This is a genomic window from Novosphingobium rhizosphaerae (assembly GCF_050920675.1).
In the GTDB taxonomy this organism is placed as follows: domain Bacteria; phylum Pseudomonadota; class Alphaproteobacteria; order Sphingomonadales; family Sphingomonadaceae; genus Novosphingobium; species Novosphingobium rhizosphaerae.
The window spans coordinates 433,594-458,050 of sequence record NZ_CP137862.1 but is presented as its reverse complement, the minus strand read 5'-3'; the positions used below and the strand labels follow the sequence as shown (position 1 = coordinate 458,050).

18 protein-coding genes are annotated in these 24,457 nt (G+C 67.2%); 8 read left to right on the top strand and 10 right to left on the bottom strand.

The features are described from left to right. The first annotated feature begins 4 nt into the window (after positions 1 to 4). The 3 genes from R9J51_RS21905 (at position 5) to R9J51_RS21895 (ending at position 3,354) form a co-directional block, all read left to right on the top strand. Complete coding sequence (locus R9J51_RS21905; protein WP_168557088.1) at positions 5 to 640, top strand: cysteine dioxygenase; 636 nt, start codon at positions 5 to 7, stop codon at positions 638 to 640. Next, on the top strand, positions 637 to 1,896 hold the full coding sequence (locus R9J51_RS21900; RefSeq protein ID WP_179562350.1) for a rhodanese-like domain-containing protein: 1,260 nt from the start codon (positions 637 to 639) through the stop codon (positions 1,894 to 1,896). The genes R9J51_RS21905 and R9J51_RS21900 overlap by 4 nt, the downstream gene beginning before the upstream one ends. A 93-nt stretch (positions 1,897 to 1,989) precedes the next feature. After that, complete coding sequence (locus R9J51_RS21895) at positions 1,990 to 3,354, top strand: FAD-dependent oxidoreductase (protein ID WP_179562352.1); 1,365 nt, start codon at positions 1,990 to 1,992, stop codon at positions 3,352 to 3,354. 109 nt (positions 3,355 to 3,463) lie between these two features. Here the strand turns inward: R9J51_RS21895 and R9J51_RS21890 are convergent, their stop codons facing one another. The 5 genes from R9J51_RS21890 to R9J51_RS21870 all read right to left on the bottom strand — a co-directional run bounded on the left by R9J51_RS21890 (position 3,464) and on the right by R9J51_RS21870 (position 8,640). Then, positions 3,464 to 4,279, bottom strand: a complete 816-nt coding sequence (locus tag R9J51_RS21890) for a class II aldolase/adducin family protein (RefSeq protein ID WP_169475396.1) — start codon at positions 4,277 to 4,279, stop codon at positions 3,464 to 3,466. Between the two features lie 13 nt (positions 4,280 to 4,292). Next, positions 4,293 to 5,378, bottom strand: a complete 1,086-nt coding sequence (locus tag R9J51_RS21885; protein WP_179562354.1) for an LLM class flavin-dependent oxidoreductase — start codon at positions 5,376 to 5,378, stop codon at positions 4,293 to 4,295. Positions 5,379 to 5,503: 125 nt separating this feature from the next. Continuing rightward, on the bottom strand, positions 5,504 to 6,469 hold the full coding sequence (locus R9J51_RS21880) for an NAD(P)-dependent oxidoreductase (RefSeq protein ID WP_179562356.1): 966 nt from the start codon (positions 6,467 to 6,469) through the stop codon (positions 5,504 to 5,506). Next, complete coding sequence (locus R9J51_RS21875) at positions 6,466 to 7,638, bottom strand: acyl-CoA dehydrogenase family protein (protein ID WP_169475393.1); 1,173 nt, start codon at positions 7,636 to 7,638, stop codon at positions 6,466 to 6,468. Before R9J51_RS21875 ends, R9J51_RS21880 begins: the two co-directional genes overlap by 4 nt. Before the next feature lie 3 nt (positions 7,639 to 7,641). Next, a complete protein-coding gene (locus tag R9J51_RS21870; RefSeq protein WP_168557081.1) occupies positions 7,642 to 8,640 on the bottom strand; it encodes an ABC transporter substrate-binding protein in 999 nt (332 codons plus the stop codon). A gap of 176 nt (positions 8,641 to 8,816) precedes the next feature. On the opposite strand from R9J51_RS21870, the gene R9J51_RS21865 reads away from it, so the two are divergent. The 5 genes from R9J51_RS21865 (at position 8,817) to R9J51_RS21845 (ending at position 17,226) form a co-directional block, all read left to right on the top strand. Then, positions 8,817 to 11,231 carry a TonB-dependent receptor domain-containing protein gene (locus tag R9J51_RS21865; protein WP_179562358.1) on the top strand — a complete coding sequence of 805 codons (2,415 nt, stop codon included), beginning with the start codon at positions 8,817 to 8,819 and terminating at the stop codon, positions 11,229 to 11,231. Between the two features lie 133 nt (positions 11,232 to 11,364). Beyond that, on the top strand, positions 11,365 to 12,702 hold the full coding sequence (locus tag R9J51_RS21860; RefSeq protein WP_169475390.1) for an LLM class flavin-dependent oxidoreductase: 1,338 nt from the start codon (positions 11,365 to 11,367) through the stop codon (positions 12,700 to 12,702). Between the two features lie 17 nt (positions 12,703 to 12,719). Next, a complete protein-coding gene (locus tag R9J51_RS21855; protein ID WP_179562360.1) occupies positions 12,720 to 13,574 on the top strand; it encodes a TauD/TfdA family dioxygenase in 855 nt (284 codons plus the stop codon). 47 nt (positions 13,575 to 13,621) lie between these two features. Next, the gene (locus R9J51_RS21850; RefSeq protein WP_179562362.1) at positions 13,622 to 14,551 is read left to right on the top strand and encodes an aliphatic sulfonate ABC transporter substrate-binding protein; all 930 of its coding nucleotides are present in this window, start codon (positions 13,622 to 13,624) and stop codon (positions 14,549 to 14,551) included. 176 nt (positions 14,552 to 14,727) lie between these two features. Continuing rightward, the gene (locus R9J51_RS21845; RefSeq protein WP_179562364.1) at positions 14,728 to 17,226 is read left to right on the top strand and encodes a TonB-dependent receptor; all 2,499 of its coding nucleotides are present in this window, start codon (positions 14,728 to 14,730) and stop codon (positions 17,224 to 17,226) included. Positions 17,227 to 17,273: 47 nt separating this feature from the next. Here R9J51_RS21845 and R9J51_RS21840 read toward each other — a convergent pair whose 3' ends face one another. From R9J51_RS21840 to R9J51_RS21820, 5 genes are all read right to left on the bottom strand, one after another. Then, positions 17,274 to 17,654, bottom strand: a complete 381-nt coding sequence (locus R9J51_RS21840) for a 4Fe-4S dicluster domain-containing protein (RefSeq protein ID WP_179562365.1) — start codon at positions 17,652 to 17,654, stop codon at positions 17,274 to 17,276. Next, positions 17,651 to 19,240, bottom strand: coding sequence for an FAD-binding protein (locus R9J51_RS21835; RefSeq protein ID WP_169475386.1), 1,590 nt, complete (start codon positions 19,238 to 19,240; stop codon positions 17,651 to 17,653). Before R9J51_RS21835 ends, R9J51_RS21840 begins: the two co-directional genes overlap by 4 nt. After that, positions 19,237 to 20,574 carry an LLM class flavin-dependent oxidoreductase gene (locus tag R9J51_RS21830; RefSeq protein ID WP_168557073.1) on the bottom strand — a complete coding sequence of 446 codons (1,338 nt, stop codon included), beginning with the start codon at positions 20,572 to 20,574 and terminating at the stop codon, positions 19,237 to 19,239. The genes R9J51_RS21835 and R9J51_RS21830 overlap by 4 nt, the downstream gene beginning before the upstream one ends. 93 nt (positions 20,575 to 20,667) lie before the next feature. Further along, on the bottom strand, positions 20,668 to 21,630 hold the full coding sequence (locus R9J51_RS21825; protein ID WP_211184907.1) for an ABC transporter substrate-binding protein: 963 nt from the start codon (positions 21,628 to 21,630) through the stop codon (positions 20,668 to 20,670). Then, entirely contained in the window at positions 21,620 to 24,187 is a 2,568-nt protein-coding gene (locus R9J51_RS21820; RefSeq protein WP_179562367.1) for a TonB-dependent receptor domain-containing protein, read from the bottom strand. The genes R9J51_RS21825 and R9J51_RS21820 overlap by 11 nt, the downstream gene beginning before the upstream one ends. Positions 24,188 to 24,457: the final 270 nt, after the last annotated feature.

Below are 24,457 nucleotides of genomic sequence, written 5' to 3'. Positions count from 1 at the left end.
TTGCATGGCCACGCTTGCCGTTCCTCCTGCGCTTGTTCCTGCCGAACCACGCGCCGGCATTGCCCGCCTGCGCGGCTTCGTCACCAACCTGGCCGAACTGGTCAGCGCCACGCGGGACGAGACCGAGATCCTGCAGACCGGGTCCAAGCTGCTCGCGCGCCTGATCGCGCAGGACGACTGGCTGCCCCCTGCCTTCGCCATTCCCCATCCCGAACGCTATCAGCAATACCTGCTCCACTGCGACAGCCGCGAGCGCTTCAGCGTCGTTTCGTTCGTCTGGGCGCCGGGACAGGGCACCCCGATCCACGATCACCGCGTGTGGGGCCTGGTGGGTGTGCTGCGCGGGGCGGAAACATCGGAACGCTTCGCTCGCCAGAGCGATGGCAGCCTCAAGGCCGATGGGCCGGCACAGTTGCTGCGCGCGGGCGAAGTGGAAGCGGTGAGCCCTCGCGTGGGTGACATCCACCGCGTGCGCAACGCGCGCGCCGACGGCCCTTCGGTTTCCATCCATGTCTATGGCGCCAATATCGGCGCGGTCGAGCGCGCGACTTATGCGCTCGACGGCACGGCCAAGCGCTTCGTCTCGGGCTATGCCAGCTCGATGGTGCCCAACTTGTGGGATCGTTCGCAAAATCCATGACTACTTTGACCAAAGTTCGCACCACCAGCCCGCTTGGCCTGCGCCAGGCGCTGCTCGCGCGCCAGGAAGTGGCCCTGATCGATTTGCGCGAAGAGGCCGATTTCGCGCGCGGCCACCCGCTGTTCGCCGCGCAGATTCCCTTGCGCCGCCTGGCCCTTGAAGCGCGCTGGCGCCTGCCCCGCGCCGCTGTGCCGGTGGTGGTCTATGACAATGGCGAAGGGCTGGTCGAGCCTGCCGTCGAAATCCTGGAAAGCCTGGGCTTCAGCGATGTTTCCGCGCTCGAAGGCGGCCTTTCGGGTTGGCGCGATCAGGGGTACGAACTGTTCGAGGATGTGAATTCCTACTCCAAGGCCTTTGGCGAACTGGTCGAGCATTACCGCCACACGCCGTCGTTGCCGGCGCCCGACGTGGCGGCGCTGATTGAGGAAAAGGCCGACATCGCCATTCTCGATGCGCGGCGGTTTGAAGAATATGCCACGATGAGCATTCCGGGCGGGGTCAGCACGCCCGGCGCGGAGCTGGTCTTGCGCGCCCGCGCCGTGGCGCCCGATCCCGATACCACGATCATCGTCAACTGCGCCGGGCGCACCCGCTCGATCATCGGCACCCAGTCGCTGATCAATGCCGGCCTGCCCAACAAGATCTATGCCCTGCGCAACGGCACGATCGGCTGGACCCTGGCAGGCCAGGGGCTGGATACCGGGCAACAGCGCCGCGCGCCGCTGCCTGAAACCGGCGGTGACTGGACCGACGAAGCGCGCGCCCGCGCACGCGACGTGTCCTATCGCGCCGGTGTGCGCCATATCACCTGGGACGAACTGGCCCATCTGCGCGGCGGCACTACGCGCACGCTTTACCTGTATGACGTGCGCCTGCCCGAAGATTTCGCCGCGGGGCACCTGCCCGGTTTCCGCAACGCCCAGGGCGGGCAGCTGGTTCAGGAAACCGATCACTTCGCCCCGGTGCGCGGCGCGCGCGTGGTGCTGGCCGACGATCTGGGCCCGCGCGCCGACATGACCGCATCGTGGCTGGCGCAATTGGGCTGGGACGTGGCCGTGCTCGACTGGCCGCAAGGCGTGGCGCTGGAAACCGGCAGCGACGGCGCACCGCCGCCGCGCGGCCCCGAAGGCCGCTACAAGCGCCCCTATGAAGGCACCGACAACGCAGCAGCGGCCATGCAGGCCTACCTCGATTGGGAATTCGGCCTGGTCGAGCAGCTGCGCCGCGATGGCACGCATGGTTTCTACGTGATCTGAGAGGCGCGGCGCCCGCACGCCACGCCTCAAAGATTGGCTATTGACCCCACAGGAAAAACTTGTCAGCCTAAATTCAACTTGAAAGGTTGAGTTATGGCAAATGCACGTGTGCTCAATGATTTGCCGGTTGCAATTGTCGGCGGTGGATTCAGTGGCACCTTGCTCGCAATCCACCTGGCGCGGCGCGGGGCCCGCGTGGTCATCGTGGAGCGCGACCCCCAGGCCCTGGCCCATGGCCTTGCTTATGGCGCCTGCGGCCCACAGCACCTGCTCAATGTGCGCGCCGGGAACATGAGCGCCTTTCCCGACGATCCGGGCCATTTCCTGCGCTGGCTGGGCCTGGCCGAAGCGGACGCTGCCAATCACTTTGCCACGCGCGCCAGCTATGGTGCCTATCTCGCCAGCCTGCTGGCCACCGCGCGCGCCATGATGCCCGATCGCATCGCCATTGCCATCGCCGCCGCGCAAGGCCTGGTGCCTCAGGCCGATGGCACGCTGCGACTGGCGCTGGACAATGGCACGTCGCTGCATGCGCGCGCCGTCGTGCTCGCCCAGGGCAACCTGCCGCCGCAGCGCCACCGCGCGCTGGCCGGGTTCGAACCGCCGCTGGTCTTGCCCGATCCCTGGGCGCCCGGCGCGCTCGACGCGATTGCGCCCGATGCGCGCGTGCTGCTGGTGGGCACCGGCCTGACCGCGATCGACGTGATCCAGTCCCTTCAGGCGCGCGGGCACAAGGGGCCGATCCTGGCGCTGTCGCGGCGGGGCCTGGTGCCACGCGCCCATGCCGCCAGCGGCCCCACGGTGACGCCGCAGCCGATGCCCGCCGCACGCGGCAGCGCGCTGCTGCGCCAGATCCGCGCGCGCGCCCGCGACGTGGGCTGGCGCCATGCGATCGACGAACTGCGCCCGCACACCCATGCGCTGTGGCAGGCGCACGATGCCACGGCCCAGGCCCGCTTCCTGCGCCACGCCCGCCCCTGGTGGGACGTGCACCGCCACCGCATGGCCCCGGCGATCGCGCAACGCATTGCCGCCTTGCGCACGGAAGGCCGTTTGACCGTGGTGGCGGGCAACCTGCAAGCGGTGGAACGCCGCAGCGACGGCAGCCTGGTGGCGCAATGGCGCACGCGCCGCGACGCGCAAACCGTGACGCGCGCGCTCGATCACGTGGTGGTGTGCACCGGACCGGGGGGCGATCCCACGCAAAGCCGCGATCCACTGCTGCGCACCTTGCTCGCCGCCGGCCTTGCCCGGCCCTGCCCATTGCGGCTGGGGCTGGATGTGGACGGACACTGGCGGCTGCGCGATGGCGCTGGCCGTTCGGCCCTGCCGATCCATGCGATGGGCGCGCTGTCCAAGGGGCTCAATTGGGAAATGGTGGCCGTGCCCGATATCCGCCTGCAAGCGCAGCGCCTGGCAGAATATCTCACCCCGGTGCGGGAAGCGGTTGCGGCCTGAACGTTGAGCCAGGGCCTTCGGCAGGCTCAGGGCGAACGGATTGAAAGAACAGTTTTCTCAATTCCGATCGGGCTGAGCTTGTCGAAGCCCCATGGCTGCAACGCGCTATCTAGACATCATACCCCGGCAAGTCGCGGTTCACGCGGCGCAAAACCGCTTCCCATGCCAGCTGGTGGTGCGGCTTGCGCCCTTGCGCGGCGCGGGCGGCGGCGGGTTGTTCGGCAATCTGGCGCAGCGCCTCTTCCTGCGCTTCGGCCGGGGCGAGCAGCACATGGTCGCGGCCGCCGGCGAGCGCCGCCACTTGCGCCGAGCACGCCTCTTCAAGCTGGTAGATCGCGGCCCAGGCTTCGCCCGGCGTGCGGCCCAGCGCCAGCGTGCCGTGGTTGCGCAGCAGCAGGAACTGCTTGTCGCCCAGATCGGCCACCAGCCGCTCCCGCTCGTCCAGGTTGAGCGCGACGCCTTCGTAATCGTGATAGCCCAGGCGCGGGATGATATAGAGCGCGCGCTGCGACAAGGGCAGCAGGCCTTCCTTGTGCGCCGAGGCGCCCATCCCGTCGCGGGTGTGAAAATGCGCGATCCAGTGCGCATCGTGGCGGGCGGCATGGATCGCGGAATGGATCACGTAGCCGGCATAGTTGATGCCGTATTCGCCCTCGCCGCCGATCACGTTGCCGTCCAGATCCACCTTGACCAGGCTCGACGCGGTGATTTCGTCAAAAGCCAGGCCGAACGGGTTGATCAGGAAATGGGCATCGGGCCCCGGCACCCGCGCGGTGACGTGGGTATAGAGAAAATCGTCGTAATCGTAGATCGCCGAAATGCGGTAGAACGCAGCGAGATCGACGCGCGTGGCCCATTCGGCCTCGCTGATGCCATCGGGGCGTTCCTGCGGGTCGGAAACGGGACGTTCGAGAACGGTGGCCATGGAAAAGGCTCCTTCAACCGGCCAGAGCGACAGGGCGGTCCTGGCGCGCGGCGTATTTAGCATGAACCAGCGGAATCAGATGCTCGCCATAGGCGATAGCATCGCCAAGCGGATCGAACCCGCGGATAAGGAAATGATCGATCCCGAGATCGGCATAGGCCAGCATGGCATCGGCCACCTGCTCGGGCGTGCCGACCAGGCCGGTGCTGTTGCCCTGCGCGCCGGTGAGCGCGGCCACCCCGGTCCACAGGCGCGCGTCGCGGCGATTGCCCGTGGCGGTTTCGAGCAGGCGCAGCGAGCCTGCGTTGGGTGGGCGATGGCCGCTGACCGGCAGGCCAGCCGCTTCGCGCACGGTCCGCACCTGGTCCTCGATATCGCGCGCCTTGGCCCAGGCCGCTTCTTCGGTATCGGCGATGACCGGGCGCAGCGAAAGCGAGAAGCCGGGCTTGCGCCCATGGTCGGCCGCGGCGTGGCGCACCTTGCGCACGGCATCGGCCACTTGCGCCAGGGTTTCGCCCCAAAGCGCATAGACATCGGCGTGGCGGCCGGCGACGGCAATCGCCTCGGGCGAGGAACCGCCGAAGAACACCGGCAGATTCGACGGCTTTACCGCGCTGAACCCCTGGCGCACTTCATAGAAGCGGCCCTTGTGATCGAACGGAACGGTCGCGTTCCATTCCTGGCGCAGCACGTCGAGGTATTCGTCGGTGCGGGTATAGCGTTCGGCCTTGGTCGAGCCGACATCGCCGTCACGGGCCATTTCCTCGTCCGCGCCGCCGGTGATGATGTGCACCGCCACGCGCCCGCCCGAAAGCTGATCGAGCGTGGCAAGCTGCCGCGCGGCCAGCGTAGGCTGGGTAAAGCCGGGACGATGTGCGACGAGAAAGCCGAGCCGCTTGGTCAGCGCCGCCGCATGGGCCGCGACGATCTGGCTTTCGGGCGAGTTCGACCCGAACGGGATCAACACCCGGTCAAAGCCGCCAGCTTCCTGCGCTCGCGCCGCGTCTTCCACATAGGCGCGATCGAGGATGCGGCGCGCCGGGCCGTGGATTTCCGAGGTATTGTTGAAGCCGATATAGCCGATGAACTTGAGCGTCATGGCCTGGTGCCCTTTTTCGTTGAAATGCCGGAAACAATCTCGGCACGAATGTCTATCTTGGCAATCGAGTTATCCGCGCGGCCTATTGGCATTGCTCAATAGGGAGGCGCTCAATTGCGAGCGGCTCAATAGCCACGCGCCGGCTCCACCAGATCGCGCGGCGGCTCCCCTTGTGCAAAGCGGGTGATATCGCCCAGGATCTTGGCCAGGAGCTTGTCGCGCGCCACGGTGTAGTTGGACGAGAGGTGCGGCGTGAGCCTGACGCGCGGATGGGTGTAGAGGCGGTGACCGGCCGGAAGCGGTTCGGGATCCGTCACGTCGAGCGTGGCAAAACCCAGGTGCCCGCGATCGAGCGCTTCGAGCAGGGCCGCCTGGTCAACCACGCTGCCACGCGCCACGTTGACGAGGTGCGCGCCCGGCTTGGCCCGCGCCAGCAATGTGGCGTCAACGAGATGGCGGGTTTGCGGCGTGGCCGGCACGGCCAGCACGATGTGATCGGCCCGCGCCACCACGTCTTCCACGCGGGCGACCAATTCCACGCCGGAAAGCCCCTCGGGCAAGGCGCCGGTGCGCCGCACCGCCACGACCCGCGCGCCCAGCGCCAGCGCCCGGCGCGCCACGGCCTGGCCAATGGCGCCCAGCCCGACCAGGCCGATGGTGCTGCCCAGGACCTGGCCGAGCGCGGTATAGCGCCAGCCTTCGGGCCCGCGCGCGGCCACGCCATCGAGATCCTTGGCCTGGCGATAGATCGCGCCGATCACATAGTCGGCAATCTCTTCCGAAGCGGTGCCGCGGGCGCAACTGACCAAAGGCCCGTCGAGCAGCCAGGCCGGGTAGAAATCGATGCCGGCAGACGCGCTGCACACCCAGCGCAGCCGCCCCGGCCAGACCGGCGGCGCCGGCGCCGCGCGGGCCGGAGCCCAGGCGGGAGATGGCCGCACGACCAGGACATCGGCATCAGCCGCCGCGCGCCAGGGTTCATCCTCGGGCGCCGCGATCACCCGCGGGCGCGCCGGGTGGCTGGCCAAGGCATCGTTGAGCGCAGGTTCGAGCTGGCTGGCGATGACAAGGCTGTTGGGGGCAAGGCTCATTGGCCCAGCCCCGCCCGGCCAGCGCCGACCAGCACGGTATCGGCCTGGGGCGAATGGATCCGGCTGCACAGCACGTCGCGATAGTGCCGCTCCAGCGGGTTGGCACGGCTGATCCCGGGATTGCCGGTCAGCTCCAGCCCGATTTCCACCGCGCGGATGGCATTGGCATTGGCCAGGTGCTTGATCAGGTTGGCTTCGTGCGGCGGCGTGGACAGGCCGGCATCGGCGGCGCGCGCCGCGTTCTCGATCAGCACGCGGTTGGTCAGCAGCAGGCCTTCGATTTCGCCGAACTTTTCCTGCACGCGCGGCAGGGTGGCAAGCGCGGCGCCCAGGTTGGCCGGCTTGCGCGCGTTGAGATAGCCGACTAGCCAATCGCGCGCGGCGCGGGCCACGCCATCATAGATCGTGGCGATGGCCAGGGCATTCCACAGGAACGCGCTGGTATCGTCACCCGGCTTGGGCGCCCATTCCTCGGGCGCGCGCAAGTCAACCGCCAGGGCCGGCGGCACCGGGGTATCGGCAAAGACCACCTTGTGGCTGACCGTGGCCCGCATGCCCAGATGATCCCATTCGGGCACGATGGTGATGCCATCGCTGTCCGGCCGCACCAGGAACAGGCCCAGGCGCAGCGGCGTCTCGTCCGTCTTGGCCCAGACGGCGAACCAGTCGAGCCCGGTGGAACCGGTGGAATAGATCTTCTCGCCCGAAATGCGCCAGCCATCGTCGGTGCGGCGCGCCACCGTGGCCGGCAACCCGCCGCGCACCGGGGTGCCCAGTTCGGGCTCCACCCGGAAGGTGCCGACCAGGCCCTTGCCCGCCACCGCTTCGCGCGCCAGGCGTTCATACAGCGCGCGGTCCCAGCGCCGGCCCTTTTCCGGCGCAGCGTGGAACGCATAAGTCATGAACAGGATCAGCGCGGTCGACGGCTCACCCTTGGCGACCGCGCCAAGCACGCGCAGCGTATCGAGAAAGCCGGCGCCCGCCCCGCCCAGGCGCGGGTCCACGGTCAGGCCGATCAGCCCTTCGCGCGCCAGGATATCGAAGTTTTCGCGCGGGAAACGGGGATTGCGGTCATAGTCTTCCGCCCGGTGCGCCAGTTCACGGGTCAGGCGATCGAGCGCGGCATCGGACAAGTCGGGATGGTCGGCGGAAAGGGCATGCGTGGCCATCGCTCAGGCCTCCTTGATCTGGGCATTGAAACGGTTGTCCCACAGCGGGCGCATGTCGACCCGGCGGCCGATCAGGCCCGCCTTGGCAAAGACATCGGCCACCCCCTGCTGCGAAGCGATGGCGGCATCGCTGACGCGGCGCAGCGTGAAGGGATCGCTGCGGCGGGCGAACTGGTCGTTGACCAACGCCACCGGCACGCCGATGGCATCGGCCACCTTGCCGGCCCAGACGTTCTGGTTTGCCGCCGTCCATGCATAGCCTTGCTGGGTCAGGCGCAAGTAGCGCGCGATCCAATCGGCACGCAGCGGATCGGCAATCGCATCCTTGTGCGCGGCCACGATATAGTTGCCCGAAAGAAACCCCAGCGCGGTGCGCAGCACGCGCGCGCCTTGCGTGGCCAGCGCGCGCTGGATCGGAAAGCCATAGATCGCCCAGGCATCGAGCGAACCGTTGCCGAACGCGGCAGCGCCATCGGCCACGGTCATCGCCACGGGCTCGATGTCGCCCCAGGCGAGGCCGACAGATTCGAGCATGCGGATCAGGAAATACTGCGTGGTGGTGGCACGGACATAGCCCACCCGCTTGCCCTTCAGGTCGGCCAGGGTGCGCAGCGCCGATCCGCGCGGCACCAGCACGGCCTGGTTGTTGACGTCGCCATGGTAGACCGCGATCTGCCGGAAGCTCTGCACCGTGGAGGCTGCCGCGAAGACCGGGGGAATTTCGCTCATCCCGCCAAAGTCGATCGCGCCGGAATTGAGCGCCTCGACCACGAGGTGGCCGGATTCGAATTCGGAATAGTGCACGGGGAAATCGGGCACGATCCCGGCCGTGGCAAAGATCAGGCGGTTGTCGCTTTCGCCCTTGCCGGTGATGGCAACGCGCAAGGCGGTGGGCTTGGCCGTGCCAGAACAGCCGGCCAGCAGCGCGGCACCGGCCCCGGCCAGGAACGAACGACGGGCAACGCCGGGCACGGCACGGCGGGTATCGAATGGAACAGACATAATCTCAACCCTATCCGTTGAGTTTACCCTCGACCAATGAGATTTCCTTTGCCGTGATGAGCATCGGCAATGCGTTGGGGGCCATGACGATAACTCAACCATTGAAGTTGAGTTTCAATAGGACGGGCTGGTGGCCGCTCTCTAACCGGGCAGACAACAAGCCTTGAGGGGAAATCATGACTCGTTCCGCATTCGCGCTGGCCCTGTTGGCCAGTGCCGCCGCCGCGCCCTTTGCGCCCGCGCTCGCCGCGCCCGCTGCCGATGCCCCGGTGCCCGATGCGGCCCCTGCCGCCGACCCGGCCGCCGAGGCGGGCAGCAAGGATGACATCGTCGTCACCGCGACGCGCCGCGAAACGCGCCTGCAGCAGACGCCCGTGGCGGTCAGCGTGATCGGCAACGAATTCCGCGCCCAGCAGAACGTGATCACCGCCCGCGATCTCGCCGGGCAGATCCCCGGCCTCTATACCGCGCCGAGCGGCATCACCCCGCTGACCAACACGTTCTTCATCCGCGGCATCGGCAACAGCGACCCGATCTTCGACCCAACCGTTGGGACCTATATCGACGACGTGTACTTGGCGCGCGCGATCAACGGCATGTCCGACCTGACTGACGTGGCGCGGGTGGAAGTGCTGCGCGGGCCGCAGGGCACCTTGTTCGGGGCCAATTCGGCGGGCGGCGCCATCCGCTATGTCACCAGCACCCCCACCGACCGTTTCAGCCTGCGCGGCGACATCGGCTATGGCAATTACAACACGGTCAATGCCCACGGCTATGTGGCCGGCACGCTGGTGCCCGGCCTGCTGGTGGGCAGCGTGGCCATCGCCCACGACCAGCACGACGGCTATACCTGGAACCCGTCGCAGAAGGACCACGTCAACAACCAGAACACCACCGGCGGGCGGATCAAGCTGGTGCTGACCCCGGCAGCAGGGCTGAAAGTGACGCTGACCGGCGATGGCACGATCGACCATTCGCAGGCCGCGCAATATGTTGCCACCACCTATAATCCCACCAATGCGGCATTGAGCGGCCTGGGCGCGATCACCGGCGGCACGCTGTACAGCCCCACCTCGTTCTCGCGCTACAAGGCCAATGTCAGCTATGCCGGGCGCTATCCCACCAACACGTCGCGCACCGGCGGGCTGACCGCGCGGATCGATTATGACGTGAACGCCCACCTGGCCGTGCACAGCATCACCGCGCTGCGCGCGTTCAGCCAGAACCCGGTGAACTACAACAACGATGGCCAGGCGCAGTTGCCCTACAATTCCGCGCAACCGCGGGCGATCGACATTTCCGACAACTACATCACCTATCGCCAGCACCAGTTCACCCAGGAACTGCAGTTGCAGGGCACGTGGCAGAGCTTCGATTTTACCGGCGGGCTCTATTACCTGTTCGAGAATTTCGCCAGCGACCGGCTGGGCTATGTCACCGGGCTGCCGCAGTCCGACATGGCCCTGCCCGCCGCGCCCTTCGACCAGATCGGGCGGACGCGCAGCTTCAACTATTCCGCCTATTTCCAGGGCAACCTTCATGTCACCCCGCGCCTGACGTTTACTGCTGGCGGGCGCTATATCATCCAGCGCCGCACCTTTGCCTTCCGCGGCGTGAACTATGACCTCGACGGCAACCCCATCGATCCCACGCTCTATCCCCAGGTCCTGACCGGCGGGGCGATCCCGGCGCTGGGCGTGAGCGTTTCGGCCGCGCAGGTGAACTTCACCAATGCCGGCATTCTCAATGCCAAGACCTGGCATGCCTTTACGCCCAAGGCCGGACTGTCATGGCAGGCCACGCCCGACGTGTTCCTGTTTGCCAGCTATGCCAAGGGATTCGACGCCGGCGGATTCAACAACCGCGCGCTCAACCTGGCAACGGCGCTGCCCTATGACCCCGAAACGGTGAACACCTATGAAGCAGGGATCAAGACCGACTGGTTCAACCACGATCTGCGCCTGAACCTGACAGGGTTCTATAACGACTACAAGAACCTGCAGACGTCCGTTTCGGCCTATAGCCCGATTTCGGGCACGTATGTCAGCACCCGCGGCAACGCGCCGTCGGCCCACACCGAAGGGTTCGAACTGGAAACCGCCGCGCAGCCCTGGCGCCGCCTGGCGCTGGTGTTCAACGTGACGTACCTGGCCACGCGCTATGACGATTATGCCGCGCCGGCCTATGGCACGGTGCCGGCCTATACCTACACCGGCAACCAGTTCCCCTTCCAGCCCAAGTGGCAATATTTCGCCTCGGCCACCTGGACGGTGCCCGTGGGCGTGCCGGGTGAAATCAAGCTGGGCGCCAGCGGCAATTTCCAGACTTCGTATTTCTCCAACCAGCTCAACACCCCGGCTTACCAGATCCCGGCGCATGGCTATGCCAATGCCTTCATCAGCTATGCCACGCCCGATGAACGCTGGACCTTCACGCTGACCGGCCGCAACCTCACCAATTCTTTCTTCTTCACCTCGCTCAGCCCGGTGGGCGCGGCTATCAAGTCCGGGCCCTATGCCGGGACCATCCTGTTGCAGGGCGCGCAAAATCCGCCGCGCACAGTGTTCCTCAAGGCGGCCTACGCCTTTTGATCGGCGCGGCGGCCGACCGGCGGGCATTGGCAATTCTTGAATTGAATTGAGCAGCTCTCGGTCGCCCCGCCGCCGCCAAGGCCTATCATGGCAAAAAACAAGCAACCGCCGGGGAGATGGAAAGGACCATGACATGACGACCAAGAGAGAACTTCGCCTCGGTTTCATTCTCCACGGCGTTGGCCCCGGCTGGGACGACTGGCGCCACCCCGATGCGCTAGTCGACGCCAGCACCAACTTCGCGTTTTACAAGCGCCAGGCCCAGGCGGCCGAGCGCGGCAAGTTCGACTACCTGTTCGTGGCCGACAGCGTTTCGATCAACGCACGGTCGAGCCCGCACTACCTCAACCGGTTCGAACCGCTGACCATCCTTTCGGCGCTGGCCGCCGTGACCGAGCATATTGGCCTGGTCGGCACGGCCACGGTTTCCTATACCGAACCCTATAACCTGGCACGCCAGTTCGCCTCGCTCGACCATATCAGCGGCGGGCGCGCGGGCTGGAACGTGGTGACGAGCTGGCTGGAAGGCAGCGCGGCCAATTTCGGCAAGGACGAGCACCTGGCGCACGACACGCGCTATCGCCTGGCGGCCGAATACCTCGACGTGGTCAAGGGCCTGTGGGACAGCTGGGAAGACGACGCGCTGGTGCGCGACAAGGCCAGCGGCCAGTTCCTCGATCCCGACAAGCTGCACGAACTCAACCACAAGGGCGAGTTCCTGAAAGTGAAGGGCCCGCTCAATATCTCGCGCAGCCCGCAGGGCCAGCCGGTGATCTTCCAGGCCGGATCGAGCGAGGACGGGCGCAGCTTTGCCGCCGCGCAAGCCGAGGCGATCTTCACCCACCAGGAAGACCTGGCCGAAGCGCAGAAGTTCTATGCCGATATAAAGGCGCGCGCGCGCGGCTTTGGCCGCGATCCCGAAAAGGTCTTCATCGTGCCCGGTGCGCGGCCGGTGATCGGCGGCACCGAAGCGGAAGCCGAGGCCAAGTATCGCGAGCTGGCCGAACTGGGCAACCTGGAAAACGCGCTGCGCGCGCTGGGCCGTGGCTTCAACGACCACAACTTCAGCGTCTATGATCCCGATGGCCCCTTCCCGCGCGAAGTGGCCGCCGAAGGGCTCAAGAGCAACCAGAGCCAATCCGCCCGCGTGCTGGCGCTGGCCGACCAGGGGCTGACTCTGCGCGAGATCGCGCTGCGCAGCGCCACGCCGCGTGGCCTGTTCGTGGGTACGCCCGACCAGATTGCCGACCGGTTCGAGCAATGGCTCGAACAGCGTGGCGCCGACGGCTTCAACTTGTTCGAAAGCCTGCCCGGCCAGCTGGAAGCGTTCGTGGACGAAGTGGTGCCGATCCTGCAACGGCGCGGCATCTACAAGACCGACTATCCCGGCAGCACGTTCCGCGACACGCTGGGCCTGGATGTGCCCGTCAACCGCCACACTGCCGCGCGCACGGCGCGCAGCGCGGCCTGAGCGAGGGAGAAAACGCCATGAGCACCGACATTCTGGCACGCAGCGACCACGGGCTGGCTTTCACGCGCCTGCAGCCCACCATCGGGGCCGAAGTAAGCGGCATCGATCTGTCTGCACCGATCACTCCGTTGCAGCGGGAAGCGATCCGCGCCGCCGTCTTGCGCTACAAAGTGATCTTCTTCCGCGATCAAGTGCTGACCGACGCGCAACAGGCGGCTTTTGCCGGCCAGTTCGGGCCGCTCTACACCCACCCTACCACACGGCACAACGCCGGGATCACCCCGATCCACGCGATCGCGGCTGAAGACCTCAAGCACGCCGGGGATCGCTATCTCGATCACCTGGACAAGGGCGAGGCCTATCACACCGACACCAGTTGGCGCCTGGTGCCGACCTGGGGCGCGGTGCTGCGCGACGTGCGGCTGCCCGAAGTGGGCGGCGACACGATATGGGTGGACGCGCACCTGGCGTGGAAAAGCCTGCCCGAAGCGCTGCAGGCGCGGCTGGAAGGATTGCACGTCACGCACAATTTCCTCGGCGCGCTCAAGGCCGTGGGCCACGAATACCCGATCGTGGCGCATCCCGTGGTGCGCACCCACCGCGAAACGGGCGAGAAGATCCTGTGGGTCAATTTCTCGCAGCAGCCGCAGATCCTGGGCGTGGAACTGGCCGAAAGCCGCGAGTTGCTGGCGCAGATCCTGCAGCAGTACAAGCGGCCCGAACTGCAGGTGCGCTTCAGCTGGCGGCCCAATTCGGTGGCGTTCTGGGACAACCGCGCCGCCGTGCATTATGCCGTGCGCAACTATGGCGATTTCCCCCGTGAACTGCATCGCGTGCTGATCGCCGACGAGCCCTTATGGTCCGATCTGTGAACGAAACAGGCATTGTCCATCCGTCGCTCACCCGCCGCAATGCGATCATGGCAGCAGGTGGCCTGGCGGCGGCTGGTTTCCTCGCCCTGGCCGCCTGCGGCCGGGGCGGGGCCACATCGGGCACCCTGCGCGTGGGCAACCAGCGCGGCAGCACCAAGGCCCTGATGCTGGCCGCCGGCGTGCTGGACGGCGCGCCCTATCGCGTGGATTGGTCGGAATTTCCCGCCGCGCAAAACCTGCTCGAAGCGCTGGGGTCTGGCGCGGTGGATGTCGGCCTGGTGGGCGACGCGCCGTTCCAGTTCGCCTATCAGGCCGGCAGCCCGATCGTGGCCGTGGGCGCCATGGCAGTGGTGCCGCCCACGCCCGAAGGCGCGTTGGCGATCCTCGTGTCGCCACGCTCGGCCGCACGCTCGATCGGCGACCTGGTGGGCAAGCGCATTGCGTCCACCCGTGGCTCTATCGGGCATTACCTGGTGCTGCGCGCGCTGCAACAGGCCGGGCTCAAAGCCGATGCCGTGCACATGGTGTTCCTTTCGCCCAGCGACAGCCAGGCCGCGCTGCAGACCGGGGCCATCGATGCCTGGGCCACATGGGCGCCCTATACCGTGGCCGCGCTGGCCCAGGCCGCGCACATTGCTGTGGATGGCCGGCCGTTTTCCAACGGCACGGGTTTCGATGTGGCCTATGCCGGGGCGGCCAAGGCCAAGCGCGACCTGCTGGCCGATTTCCTGGATCGCGAGACCAAGGCGCTGGCCTGGGCGGCCAGCCACGTGGAGGAATACGCCGCCGTCCTCTCACGCGAGACCGGGCTGCCGCTCGCCATTGCCCGCGCCACCGCGCAGCGCAACGGCCGCGTGCGCACGCCGATCGATGCCGGGCTGATCGCGGCGCAGCAGAGCGTGCTCGACACCTTCCGCCAGGCCGGCGAAGTGAAAGCGCCGCGCCCGCTTGCCCAGGCCTTTGCGCCAATCGTGTAAGGCGAACAAGCGGGGGCCCCGGATCAAGTCCGGGGTCCCCACTACTTTTTAACGCCCATCCCGTTTGGCCTATTGCCAGACATCATAGGCCACCAAATAAACTCAATTGGATTGATAGAGTATAATTCCGCAAGGCAACCCCACGTTCAGAACCGAATATGACGGGGGCTTTTTCCATGCGATCCACTCTCCTTTCCACCGCCCTGGTGGGCGTGCTGGCCACAGCGCCAGCGCAGGCGGCAGAAAGCCCAGCTGCTCCGGCAGCAGAAAGCAATGCCGACGCGGGCGAGGTTGGCGGCAACGCGATCGTGGTGACCGGCACGCGTGGCGGCAGCCCTCGCACCGTAGCCGACAGCCCGGTGCCGATCGACGTGATCACCCCGGCCGATCTCAAGCAGACCGGGCGCACCGGCCTCAAGGAAATCCTGGGCAATATCATCCCGTCGCTGTCGATGCCGGCGCTGGGTGGCGGCGGCACGTCGGCCAGCGTGCGGCCGATCTCGATCCGCGGGCTTTCGGGCGATTATCTGCTGGTGCTGGTCAACGGCAAGCGCCGCCACACCACGGCGCTGATCAACAATCTCAGCCGCGTTTCGGGCGGTTCCACCCCGGTGGACGTGGACCTGATCCCGACCAATGCCGTGGGCCGGATCGAAGTGCTGCGCGATGGCGCGGCGGCGCAATATGGGTCTGACGCGATTTCCGGCGTGATCAACCTGATCCTGGACGACGCGCCGCAGGGCGGGGAATTCACCACCACCGCCGGCCAGCTTTATGAAAAGGGCGGCGCGCTGTTGCAACAGACACTGTCCTATGGCGCGCGCCTGGGCGACGATGGCTTTGTCCGCGTGGCAGTGGAGGGCAAGTATCACGACCGCGCCAAGAGCTCGGCCGATCCGATCGCGCGGATCTATCCGCTGGTCAACGGCCAGCCCGACCCGCGCGAAGCGAACGCCGACCATGTGATCGCGGGCGGCTATGGCCGATCGAACCGCGACAAGATCATCAACAGCAGCGTGAACGCCGAACTGCCGCTGTCGGACACCACGCGCCTCTACAGCTTTTCCACGCTGAGCTATCGCAACATCAAGGACGCGCGCGGCGCCTATGTGCCGGCAACCTCGATCGGGTCGTTGCCGCAGCTCTACCCTTCCGGCTTCCAGGCCTATCGCCGGCTGTGGGAATGGGATTACCAGACCACCTGGGGCCTGCGCAGCGACCTGGGCGGCTGGGCGGCCGATCTTTCCAGCAGCTTTGGCCGGGATTCGGTGAAGCTGGGGGCGGAAAACACGCTCAACCCCTCGATCGGGCCGACCAGCAAGACCAGCTTTTACATGGGCCGCCAGGTGCAGACGCTGTGGGTCAACAACCTCGATCTCTCGCGCGGGCTGGACGTGGGCCTGGCCGACAAGCTGAACCTGGCCGTGGGCATCGAGCACCGCTTCGAACAGTTCGCCAGCCGCGCCGGCGAGCCTGACAGCTATCGCGACGGCGGCTATGTCGTGCCCAAGGACGGCACGCCGTTCGGCAATCTCTATGGCGGGCTATCGCCCTCGCCCGGCCTCGTCTCGTTCACCGGCACGTCGCCGGCCGATGCCACGCAGGTTTCGCGCAACAACGTGGCTGCTTATGTGGACGTGTCCACCAAGATCACCCCGGCCTGGTTCGTGGGGCTCGCCGGGCGGTTCGAGCACTATTCCGACAGCGCCGGCAACACCGCATCGGGTAAGTTCAGCACGCGGCTTGAGCTGGCGCGCGGCCTGGCGCTGCGCGGCGGGGTCAATACCGGCTTCCGCGCCCCGTCGCTGGCGCAGACGGCCTTTTCCACCACGCAGAACACCGCCACGGTGGTCGGCAACGAACGCGTGCTGACCACCTCGAAATTCCTGCCGGTGGATTCGGCTGCGGCCCGCGCGCTGGGGGCGCAGCCGCTCAAGCCCGAAAAGTCCTTGAGCTTTACCGCCGGCATCACGTTTGAACGCGGGCCCGTGCGCCTGACGGTGGATGGCTATCAGATCCGCATCGACGATCGCATCGTCAAGACCGACTTCCTCGGCACCGCCGCCAACGGCGGCAGCGCGATCAAGGCGATCCTGGTCGCCAATGGCGTGACCGGGGTGGACAGCGCGCAGTTCTTCACCAACGCGATCGACACGCGCACGCGCGGGGTGGACGTGGTGGGCGAATACAGCCTGCACACCGGCAACCTTGGCACCGTGCGTCTGAATGCGGCGTGGAGCTATTTCGACACCAAGATCCTGCATGTGATCGCCAATCCCAGCCAGCTATCCTCGCTCAACGTGGTGCTGTTTGGGCGGCAGGTGCAGCAGGACCTACTGGTGGCCGTGCCCAAGAGCAAAGTGGTGCTGTCGGCCAACTGGAGCCTTGACCGCCTGACCGCGCTGGTGCGCACGACGCGCTATGGCGAATATACCGAAAGCAGCACCACGGCGGCGAGCGACCGCACCTTTAGCGCCAAATGGGTGGCCGATCTGGAAGTGGGCTACAAGCTTTCGGACAAGGTCACCTGGTCGGTGGGGGCCAACAACCTGTTCGATGTCTACCCCGATCGCAACGGCATCGTCGCTTCCGATGGTTCGGGCGCCTATGGCAACTTTGCCCCGTTCGGGCTTTCGGGCGGGTTCTATTACACGCGCGTGGGCGTGACGTTCTGAGCCATGCGCGCGCCGCCATCCCGCTGGGGTGGCGGCGCGCGGCAGGGTCAACGTGCGGCGATCAAGCGGTGGTAGTGCCGGTCGGCAATCTCCACCCCTTCGCCCAGCAGCGGGCCAAGCAGGCGATAGGCATCGAGTTGGCCGGCATCGAGCGGCGCATCCCAGCCATGATCGCGCTTCACCCGGCCCACTTGGCCCGAGGCGAGCAGATCGGCAAGCGAGGGCGCGGTGGCGTCTTGTGCATCGGGATTGACCCAAAGCGCATCGGCCGGGCAGGCCAGTTCGCACAGATAGCAGGTCTGGCAGGCATCGGGCGCGGCGATCACCGGCACACCGCCGGCCCCGCCGGGCTCGAACACGCGCGTCGGGCACTGCTCCACGCAGGCGTTGCAGCCGGTGCAGCGCTCGGCAAGCAGGGCGGCGATCACAGCACCGCCTCCAACCCGCGCAGGGCGGGCGCTGCCGGCCGGGTCCACACCTTGTCCAGTCCACCGACCAGCAGGCGCCGCGCCTGGGCGGGATCGGTGGCGGGCAGATCGGTGCGCACGGCAATGCCGCGCGTCTCGCGTCGTTCCGCCGCCGCCGCCGTGCACCATCGCGCCGTGGCGGCCATCGCCGCCGTCGCGCGCAGTTCCACGCGGCCGCGAGGGTCGGCAGCAAGGCCATGGTCGGCCACTGCGCGCCACGCTTCATCGAGTTCGTGCAGCGATGCCGCCAAGGTGGAAGCACGGCGCCACAGCGCACGATCGAGCCCGTGGATGGCGTGCTCGATCGTCTGTTGCAGTGGCGCCGTGGCAACCGGCCTGGCGCTGCCACGAGGGCGCAGGCCGGCCTTGCCCAAGGCGCGCGCCGGGCCGGCACGACCGCCCTTGGCCGCGCCATAGTGCGCCGCCGCCGCGCCGGCGATCCGGCCCGAGGCGAGCGCCCAGGCGGAATTGACCGCGCCGCCGCCGCTGATCGCGCCAGCCACCAGTTCGCGCGTGGCCGCGTCTCCTGCGGCATAGAGGCCCGGCACCCCGGTGCCGCAATCGGCATCGGCGAGCGCAATGCCGCCCGTGCCGCGAATGGTCCCTTCGCCAAACAGGCGGACTGGAAAGCGCTGGCGGAACAGGTCGATGCCGCGCCGCTCGAACGCGGCCACGGTCAGCGGCTGGATCTGCCGCAAGACCGCCGGCAGCCCGGCCGGCGCGGCGGAAAGATCGGCCAGGACGGTCCCTTGCAGCAACGCGGCGCCTAGCGCCTGGTAATGCGCATGCCCGGCCTTGAGCGAGGGGATCGCCAGTTCGCTGCCATCCTCGCGGAAAAAGCGCGCGGCGGTGAACGGCAGCGTGCGGGTGGAGGCCCAGGCCGGCGAGAGCGACCAGGATATCGAAAATTCCATGCCCGAGAGCAAGGCGCCGGCTTCCGCCGCCATCAGCAGCCCATCGCCGGTCTGGGTGTGGCTGCCGATCAGGCCGGAGCGGAACGCACAGCCGCCGGTCGCCAGGATGGTGGCGCCGGCGCGGATTTCCCAGTCCTCCCCACTGCCCAGGGCCAGGCCGCGCGCACCAACCACGGCGCCGTCGCCATCGGCCAGCAGTTCGAGCGCGGGATGATGATCCAGCACGGCAATGCCCGCGCCCACGCACATGCGGCGCAACGCGCGCATGTATTCCGGCCCGCGCACGCCCTGGATATAGCGCCCGCCCTGCCCGTCGCTACCGAACGGATACCACGGGGCGATCGTCGGCAGGTGGCGCCAGGTCAGGTCCATGACCCGTTCCATCCACGCCGCCTCGGCCAGGCCCTGCGTGCGCGCCACTTGCCGCTCCAGCGCGGCGGCGCGGCCTTCGGGCGGCACGAACCAGTGGCCCGGCCCGCCCGTGGCCGTCACGCCGCTGGTGCCCATGGCGCCTTTGTCCACCACGATCACCGCCGCGCCCGCTTCGGCGGCGGCCAGCGCCGCCCAGGCTGCCGCCATGCCACCGCCGATCACCAGGACATCGGCGCGCAGCGTCAGCGGCGCCGTGCTCATTCGGCGGCTTCGGCCAGAAGCTGCGCGCCATGGCGATGGGCGGGAACCGGCACGCCGAGATGCTCGCGCAGGGTCTGCCCGGCATAGTCGGTGCGGAACAGGCCGCGCTTCTGCAGGATCGGCACCACGCGTTCGCGGAACAGGGCAAATTCACCCGGCCGCGTGACGCGCAAGTTGAAGCCATCGGCGGCGCGGCCCACGAACCAGCGCTCGATCTCGTCCGCGATGGTTTCGGGCGAGCCGACGAAACTGCTGCGCCACTGGCCAAAGCGCCAGGCCGTGGCACGCAGCGTCAGCCCTTCGGCGCGCGCGGTCGCCACGATCCGTTCGGCATGGCCCTTGTAGCTGTTGAGCGAGAGGCCCGACACATCGGGGAACGGCGCGTCGGGATCGTATTGCGAAAAATCGTGATAGTTGAACGCACGGCCCAGTTGCACCAGCAGCTTGTTGAAATCGAGCGCTTCTTCCTGTGCGCGGGCAATGGCCTGGGCTTCCTCGTCGGTATCGGCCAGGATCGGCGATAGGCCGGGCAGGACCTTGATGTGTTCGGGATTGCGGCCAAGGGCGGCCGCGCGCGCCTTGAGATCGGCGTAATAGGCCTGGCCCGTGGCAATATCAGCCGCCACGGTGAACGTGCCATCGGCGATAGCGGCACCCAGGTTGCGGCCTTCGTTGCTGTCGCCGGCCTGGAAGATCACGGCCTGGCCCTGGGGCGAGCGGCTCAGCGCCAGCGGGCCGGAGACCGAAAAGAAATCGCCCTTGTGGTCAAGCCGGTGCTGCTTGGCCTTGTCCAGGAACACGCCGCTGGCCTTGTCGGCGACGAAGGCATCGTCTTCATAGCTGTCCCACAGGCCCTGCACCACATCGACGAATTCGCGCGCGCGGGCATAGCGTTCGGCATGGGGGAAATGCGCATCGCGGCCATAGTTCCCCGCAGCCCCTTCGAGGCCGGTGGTCACCACATTCCAGCCCGCGCGGCCCTTGCTGATATGATCGAGCGAGCCGAACTGGCGGGCAACGTTGTAGGGTTCCCAATAGGACGTGGTCAGCGTGCCGACCAGGCCGATGCGGCTGGTAGCCAGCGCCAGGGCGGACAGCAGCGTGAGCGGCTCGAGCCGGTTGAGGAAATGCGGCGCCGTATCAGGCGTGATGAACGGGCTGTCGACAATGAACACGAGGTCGAACTTGGCCGCCTCGGCCAGGCGCGCCTGCTCCACATACCAGTCGATGCTGATGCTGGCGTCAGCCGGAACGGCGGGATCGCGCCAGGAATGCTGATCGGTGCCGACGCCTTCGAGAATGGCGCCCAGATGCAATTGGCGGGGCTCTGACATGAAATGGACCTCCTGTTGGCGCACAGTCTAGGGTCGGGCTGGGCGTGGGGGATAACGAGCATTGCTGATAGGGCGATTGAACCCGCTCAAGCCTCACGCGGGCGGCAGCAAGGTGAAATCGCAATAGTCGGGCAGGTGGACGCGGCGGGGCAGCATGCCATATTCGGCAAAGCGATCGGCCGCGCGCTGCACCGCGCTGAGGAAAGCATCGTCGGGCGGGGCAAGGCCGGGCCGCTCGCGCGCCACCAGCGTGCGGGCCAGCGCCAGGTCCACGCCGGTCTGCCGGGCATAGACATGGGCATAGTCCTCTGCATGCGCGCGCGCCCAGGCATTGGCGCGGCGCAGGCGGGCCAGCACGTCGCCGATCGCACCGCGCTTTGCCGGATCGGCCAGGGCAGCCTCCGTCGCCGTGATCAGGGTATAGCCCGGCCCGATGCCGCGCCCGTCGCGGAGTACGCGCGCGCCGGCCGCCTCGGCCCGCGCCTGGAACAGGCCGAACGTGGCCCAGGCGGCAATCTGCCCGCTGGCAAAGGCCGCGCTGGCCTCGGTCGGCAGCATGAAGCCGATCTTCACCCGCTCGACCGGCACGTCTGCCTCACGCAGCGCTTCGAGCAGCAGGTAATGCGAAATGCTGCCCCGCGCGCTCGATACGATGACCTGCCGCCCGGCAAGATCGGCCACGTCCTTGATCGCCGAACCGCGCGGCACGATGATGCCCATGCTTTCGGGCGCGGACTGGCTGACCGCCACGATCTTGAGCCGGCACCCGGCCGCCGCGGCCAGCACGACCGGCAGGTCTCCGGCGATGGCGGTATCGACCGCGCCGGCGTTGAGCGCTTCGAGCAAGGGCGCCGCGCCGGGGAAGCTGGCCCAGGTGTAGCGGTAGGGCACGCCATCGAGCGCGCCCGCCGCTTCCAGCTTGGCCTGGAGCAGATGGACCTGATCGCCCAGCACCAGGGCGGTGCCGGCCTGCCGGTGTCCGCAGGCGGCCAGCGCCGGCACCACGGCCAGGCTGGCCGCCGCGCCGGCAAGGAACCCGCGCCGATCAGAACGCAACGGAAATTCGCCCATAATAGTGGCCGCCATCGGGGTTGAACGGAGAAGGCCCGTAATAGCCCTGGCCCGTCTGCGGGCTGCCCGGACCATTGGTTTCGGGGCGCACGTTGAACAGGTTGGTGGCACCGACCTGCGCCGTGGCAAAGCTGGTCAGGCGATAGCTGACGCTGGCATCGGTAATCCACTTGTCGGCAAAGCGGCGGTCATCACCGGCGGCGGTGCGCTGCACATAGCTGCCATAGCGGCTGACCGTGGCCGCCAGGCCCAGGCGGCCCCGCGTCCAGCTGCCGTTGAGCACCAGTTTGGTGGTGGGGTTGATCACGGTCAGTTCGCCCTGCTTGTCCCCGCCGAAAAAGGCGGAACCGGCGCCCAGCAGCGATGCGCCGCCTGCCCCGAACAGTTGCGAGGGGACGGTGGGCAGGCGATCGATATGCGTCTTGTTGTAGTTGAACGCGGCGCTCAGATCGACGTCACCCCAGGCGCCCAGGCCATGGTGCCACTGCGCCACTGCATCGAGCCCCCAGGTCGAGGTGTCGGCCGCGTTGAAGAAGTATTCCACCTGCTCCACGCCGGAAAGGCCGTTGGCATTGAGGATCGCGGTGATGCCGCTGCCATAGAGACGCCCGGTGCGCTCGATCCGGTCCTTGATCTTGATGTAATAGCCATCGACCGTGAGGTTAAAGCCATGGCCGGGGTTGACCACGAAGCCCAGCCCGGCGTTCCAGCTGCGCTCGGCCTTGAGATGCTTGGCCCCGAGCAGCCCGCCCAGCTTCGAATCCGGCGTGACCAGCTTGGCCACGGTCGGCACGGCTTCGGTCAGGCCAGTGGCGGGGTTGAGCACCAGCGCGGTGCGGCCATCGGTCTGCGCATAGGCCGATTGGGTGAGCGAAGGCGCGCGAAACCCGGTGCCGACCGTGCCGCGCAGGGCAAAGACCGGGCTGACATCCCAGCGCGCGTTGAACTTGACGCCCACCGGGCTGCCCGATCCGTCGCTGTAATGTTCGGCGCGGACCGCCAGGCCCACATAGACATCCTGCACCGGATAGAACGCCAGATCGACATAGCCGGCATAGACGCGGCGCTTGGCATCGGCCTCGTCGGCCGGGGAAAGCACGATCGCGCCCTGCACCACCGGCGAGGCGGCCAGGCCCACGTTCCAGTCATACTGCTGGTCGCCCGGCTTGATGATATAGCTGGCCGTCTTCCACGCCAGTTCCTGCCCGGCAAAGGTCTGGAAGCGATCGAGCCGGTATTCCGCACCGAACGAAAGCTGGAGCGGCTTGGCCAGGCCCAGGTCCACCTCGCGCGTCACGTCGAGGTTGTGAGTCCATTCGGTGAAGCGGAAATTGGCCAGGCTGTCCCACGAAGTCGGTCCGGTGGGGCCGAGCGCAGGGCGGATCGAGAGCTTGGAATATTGCCGGCTGCGGTTCCGGCCAAAGCTGCTGGAGGCATCGATATGCCATTTGTCCAGCGTGCCCTTGAACCCGCCCGTAACCTGCACATCGTTTTCGGCGATGTTGTTGACCGGGTAATAGCCGTTGGGGAACAGCGCGGTGAAATCGGCCGTGCCGTTGGGGCGGCGGAAATTGTTGCCGATCTGCACGTCACGATGGCCGAACGTGCCGAAGGAATAGAACGTCCAATCTGTGCCGATCGGCACTTCGCCGTTCCAGCCCGCGTTCCACGCCTTGACCTGCGGATCGCCGTTGTGCGCGCCATCGCGGTTCCACTGCGCGTTGCGGGCATTGGCCGCGGTGATGTTGGCCTGCACTTGCGCTTCGGACAAGCCGCTGGTGGCAGCCACCTGGGCCACGGTGCGGTTGGACGGGATCGAGTAGAGATTGGTGTCGGTGGCCGGCAAGTTCCACCAGTTGCCGCCACGCTCGCGATATTCGGCCGACAGGCGCAGGAACCCGCCTTCGCCCAGCTTCACGCCATAGCCGCCCTGCACGCGCCAGCTCTGGCGATCGCCGTTGCCGATGTATTGCCGGCCCAGTTGCGCCGTCGCATCAAAGCCGGTGCGCTTGTCGAGCTGGATGTTGACCACCCCGGCGATGGCATCGGTGCCATATTGCGCGGCTGCGGAATCCTTGAGCACTTCGATCCGGCCGATCGCGCTGGTCGGGATCATGTCCAGGTCCACCGCGTTGACGCCGCTGGTATCCTGGGTGGTGTTGGTCATGAACGCGCTGTTGTGGCGGCGCTTGCCGTTGACCAGCACCAGGGTATAGGCCGGGCTCAGGCCACGATTGCTGACCGGGCGGACCACGGAAAAGATGCCGGCATGCGTGCTGGCGAAATTCATCGAGGGCAACACGCGCGTGAGCGCTTCGCCGAATTCGGCAGCGCCGGTGGTCTTGAGCTTGTCGGCCCCGACCACGTCGATCGGTGCCGGGCTTTCCGCCACCGTGCGCTGCGGCCCGCCGCGCAGGCCGGTGACGATGATCGCCCCTGCGCCGCTTTCGTCAACGCCTTCGGCCGCCGGCGCCGACGCCACGGCGCCCGCGCCTTGCGCATGGGCCGCGCCCACCTGGGCCACCCCGAGTACAGCGAACACGGCCCCGCCCCGCAACAGGCCCGCGCGAAAACCCCCATTGGTCATTGTCTAAACTCTACCGCTTTGGTTGAAAATACCGCCGCGAGTTACGGAGCACGACCGCGCCTTGCCAATGATTTCACAGTCGCCACCCATGAGCATTGCCAATATGGGGCCTGATCGGCACAAACTGGCATTACCAATCTTGTAAAACTTGACAGGCCGATATCGGTCGGCCAATTCGGCAAGACCACATTCGCCTGCCACCATCCGTCAGCCGACACGCGAGGA

Bases quoted from the DNA above. Each gene is read 5' to 3' on its own strand.
- R9J51_RS21845 (WP_179562364.1), top strand. From the start codon at position 14,728: ATGCGATCCACTCTCCTTTCCACCGCCCTGGTGGGCGTGCTGGCCACA.
- R9J51_RS21835 (WP_169475386.1), bottom strand. From the start codon at position 19,240: ATGAGCACGGCGCCGCTGACGCTGCGCGCCGATGTCCTGGTGATCGGC.
- R9J51_RS21900 (WP_179562350.1), top strand. From the start codon at position 637: ATGACTACTTTGACCAAAGTTCGCACCACCAGCCCGCTTGGCCTGCGC.
- R9J51_RS21830 (WP_168557073.1), bottom strand. From the start codon at position 20,574: ATGTCAGAGCCCCGCCAATTGCATCTGGGCGCCATTCTCGAAGGCGTC.
- R9J51_RS21855 (WP_179562360.1), top strand. From the start codon at position 12,720: ATGAGCACCGACATTCTGGCACGCAGCGACCACGGGCTGGCTTTCACG.
- R9J51_RS21865 (WP_179562358.1), top strand. From the start codon at position 8,817: ATGACTCGTTCCGCATTCGCGCTGGCCCTGTTGGCCAGTGCCGCCGCC.
- R9J51_RS21885 (WP_179562354.1), bottom strand. From the start codon at position 5,378: ATGACGCTCAAGTTCATCGGCTATATCGGCTTCAACAATACCTCGGAA.
- R9J51_RS21860 (WP_169475390.1), top strand. From the start codon at position 11,365: ATGACGACCAAGAGAGAACTTCGCCTCGGTTTCATTCTCCACGGCGTT.
- R9J51_RS21870 (WP_168557081.1), bottom strand. From the start codon at position 8,640: ATGTCTGTTCCATTCGATACCCGCCGTGCCGTGCCCGGCGTTGCCCGT.
- R9J51_RS21895 (WP_179562352.1), top strand. From the start codon at position 1,990: ATGGCAAATGCACGTGTGCTCAATGATTTGCCGGTTGCAATTGTCGGC.
- R9J51_RS21875 (WP_169475393.1), bottom strand. From the start codon at position 7,638: ATGGCCACGCATGCCCTTTCCGCCGACCATCCCGACTTGTCCGATGCC.
- R9J51_RS21905 (WP_168557088.1), top strand. From the start codon at position 5: ATGGCCACGCTTGCCGTTCCTCCTGCGCTTGTTCCTGCCGAACCACGC.
- R9J51_RS21880 (WP_179562356.1), bottom strand. From the start codon at position 6,469: ATGAGCCTTGCCCCCAACAGCCTTGTCATCGCCAGCCAGCTCGAACCT.
- R9J51_RS21890 (WP_169475396.1), bottom strand. From the start codon at position 4,279: ATGGCCACCGTTCTCGAACGTCCCGTTTCCGACCCGCAGGAACGCCCC.
- R9J51_RS21850 (WP_179562362.1), top strand. From the start codon at position 13,622: ATGGCAGCAGGTGGCCTGGCGGCGGCTGGTTTCCTCGCCCTGGCCGCC.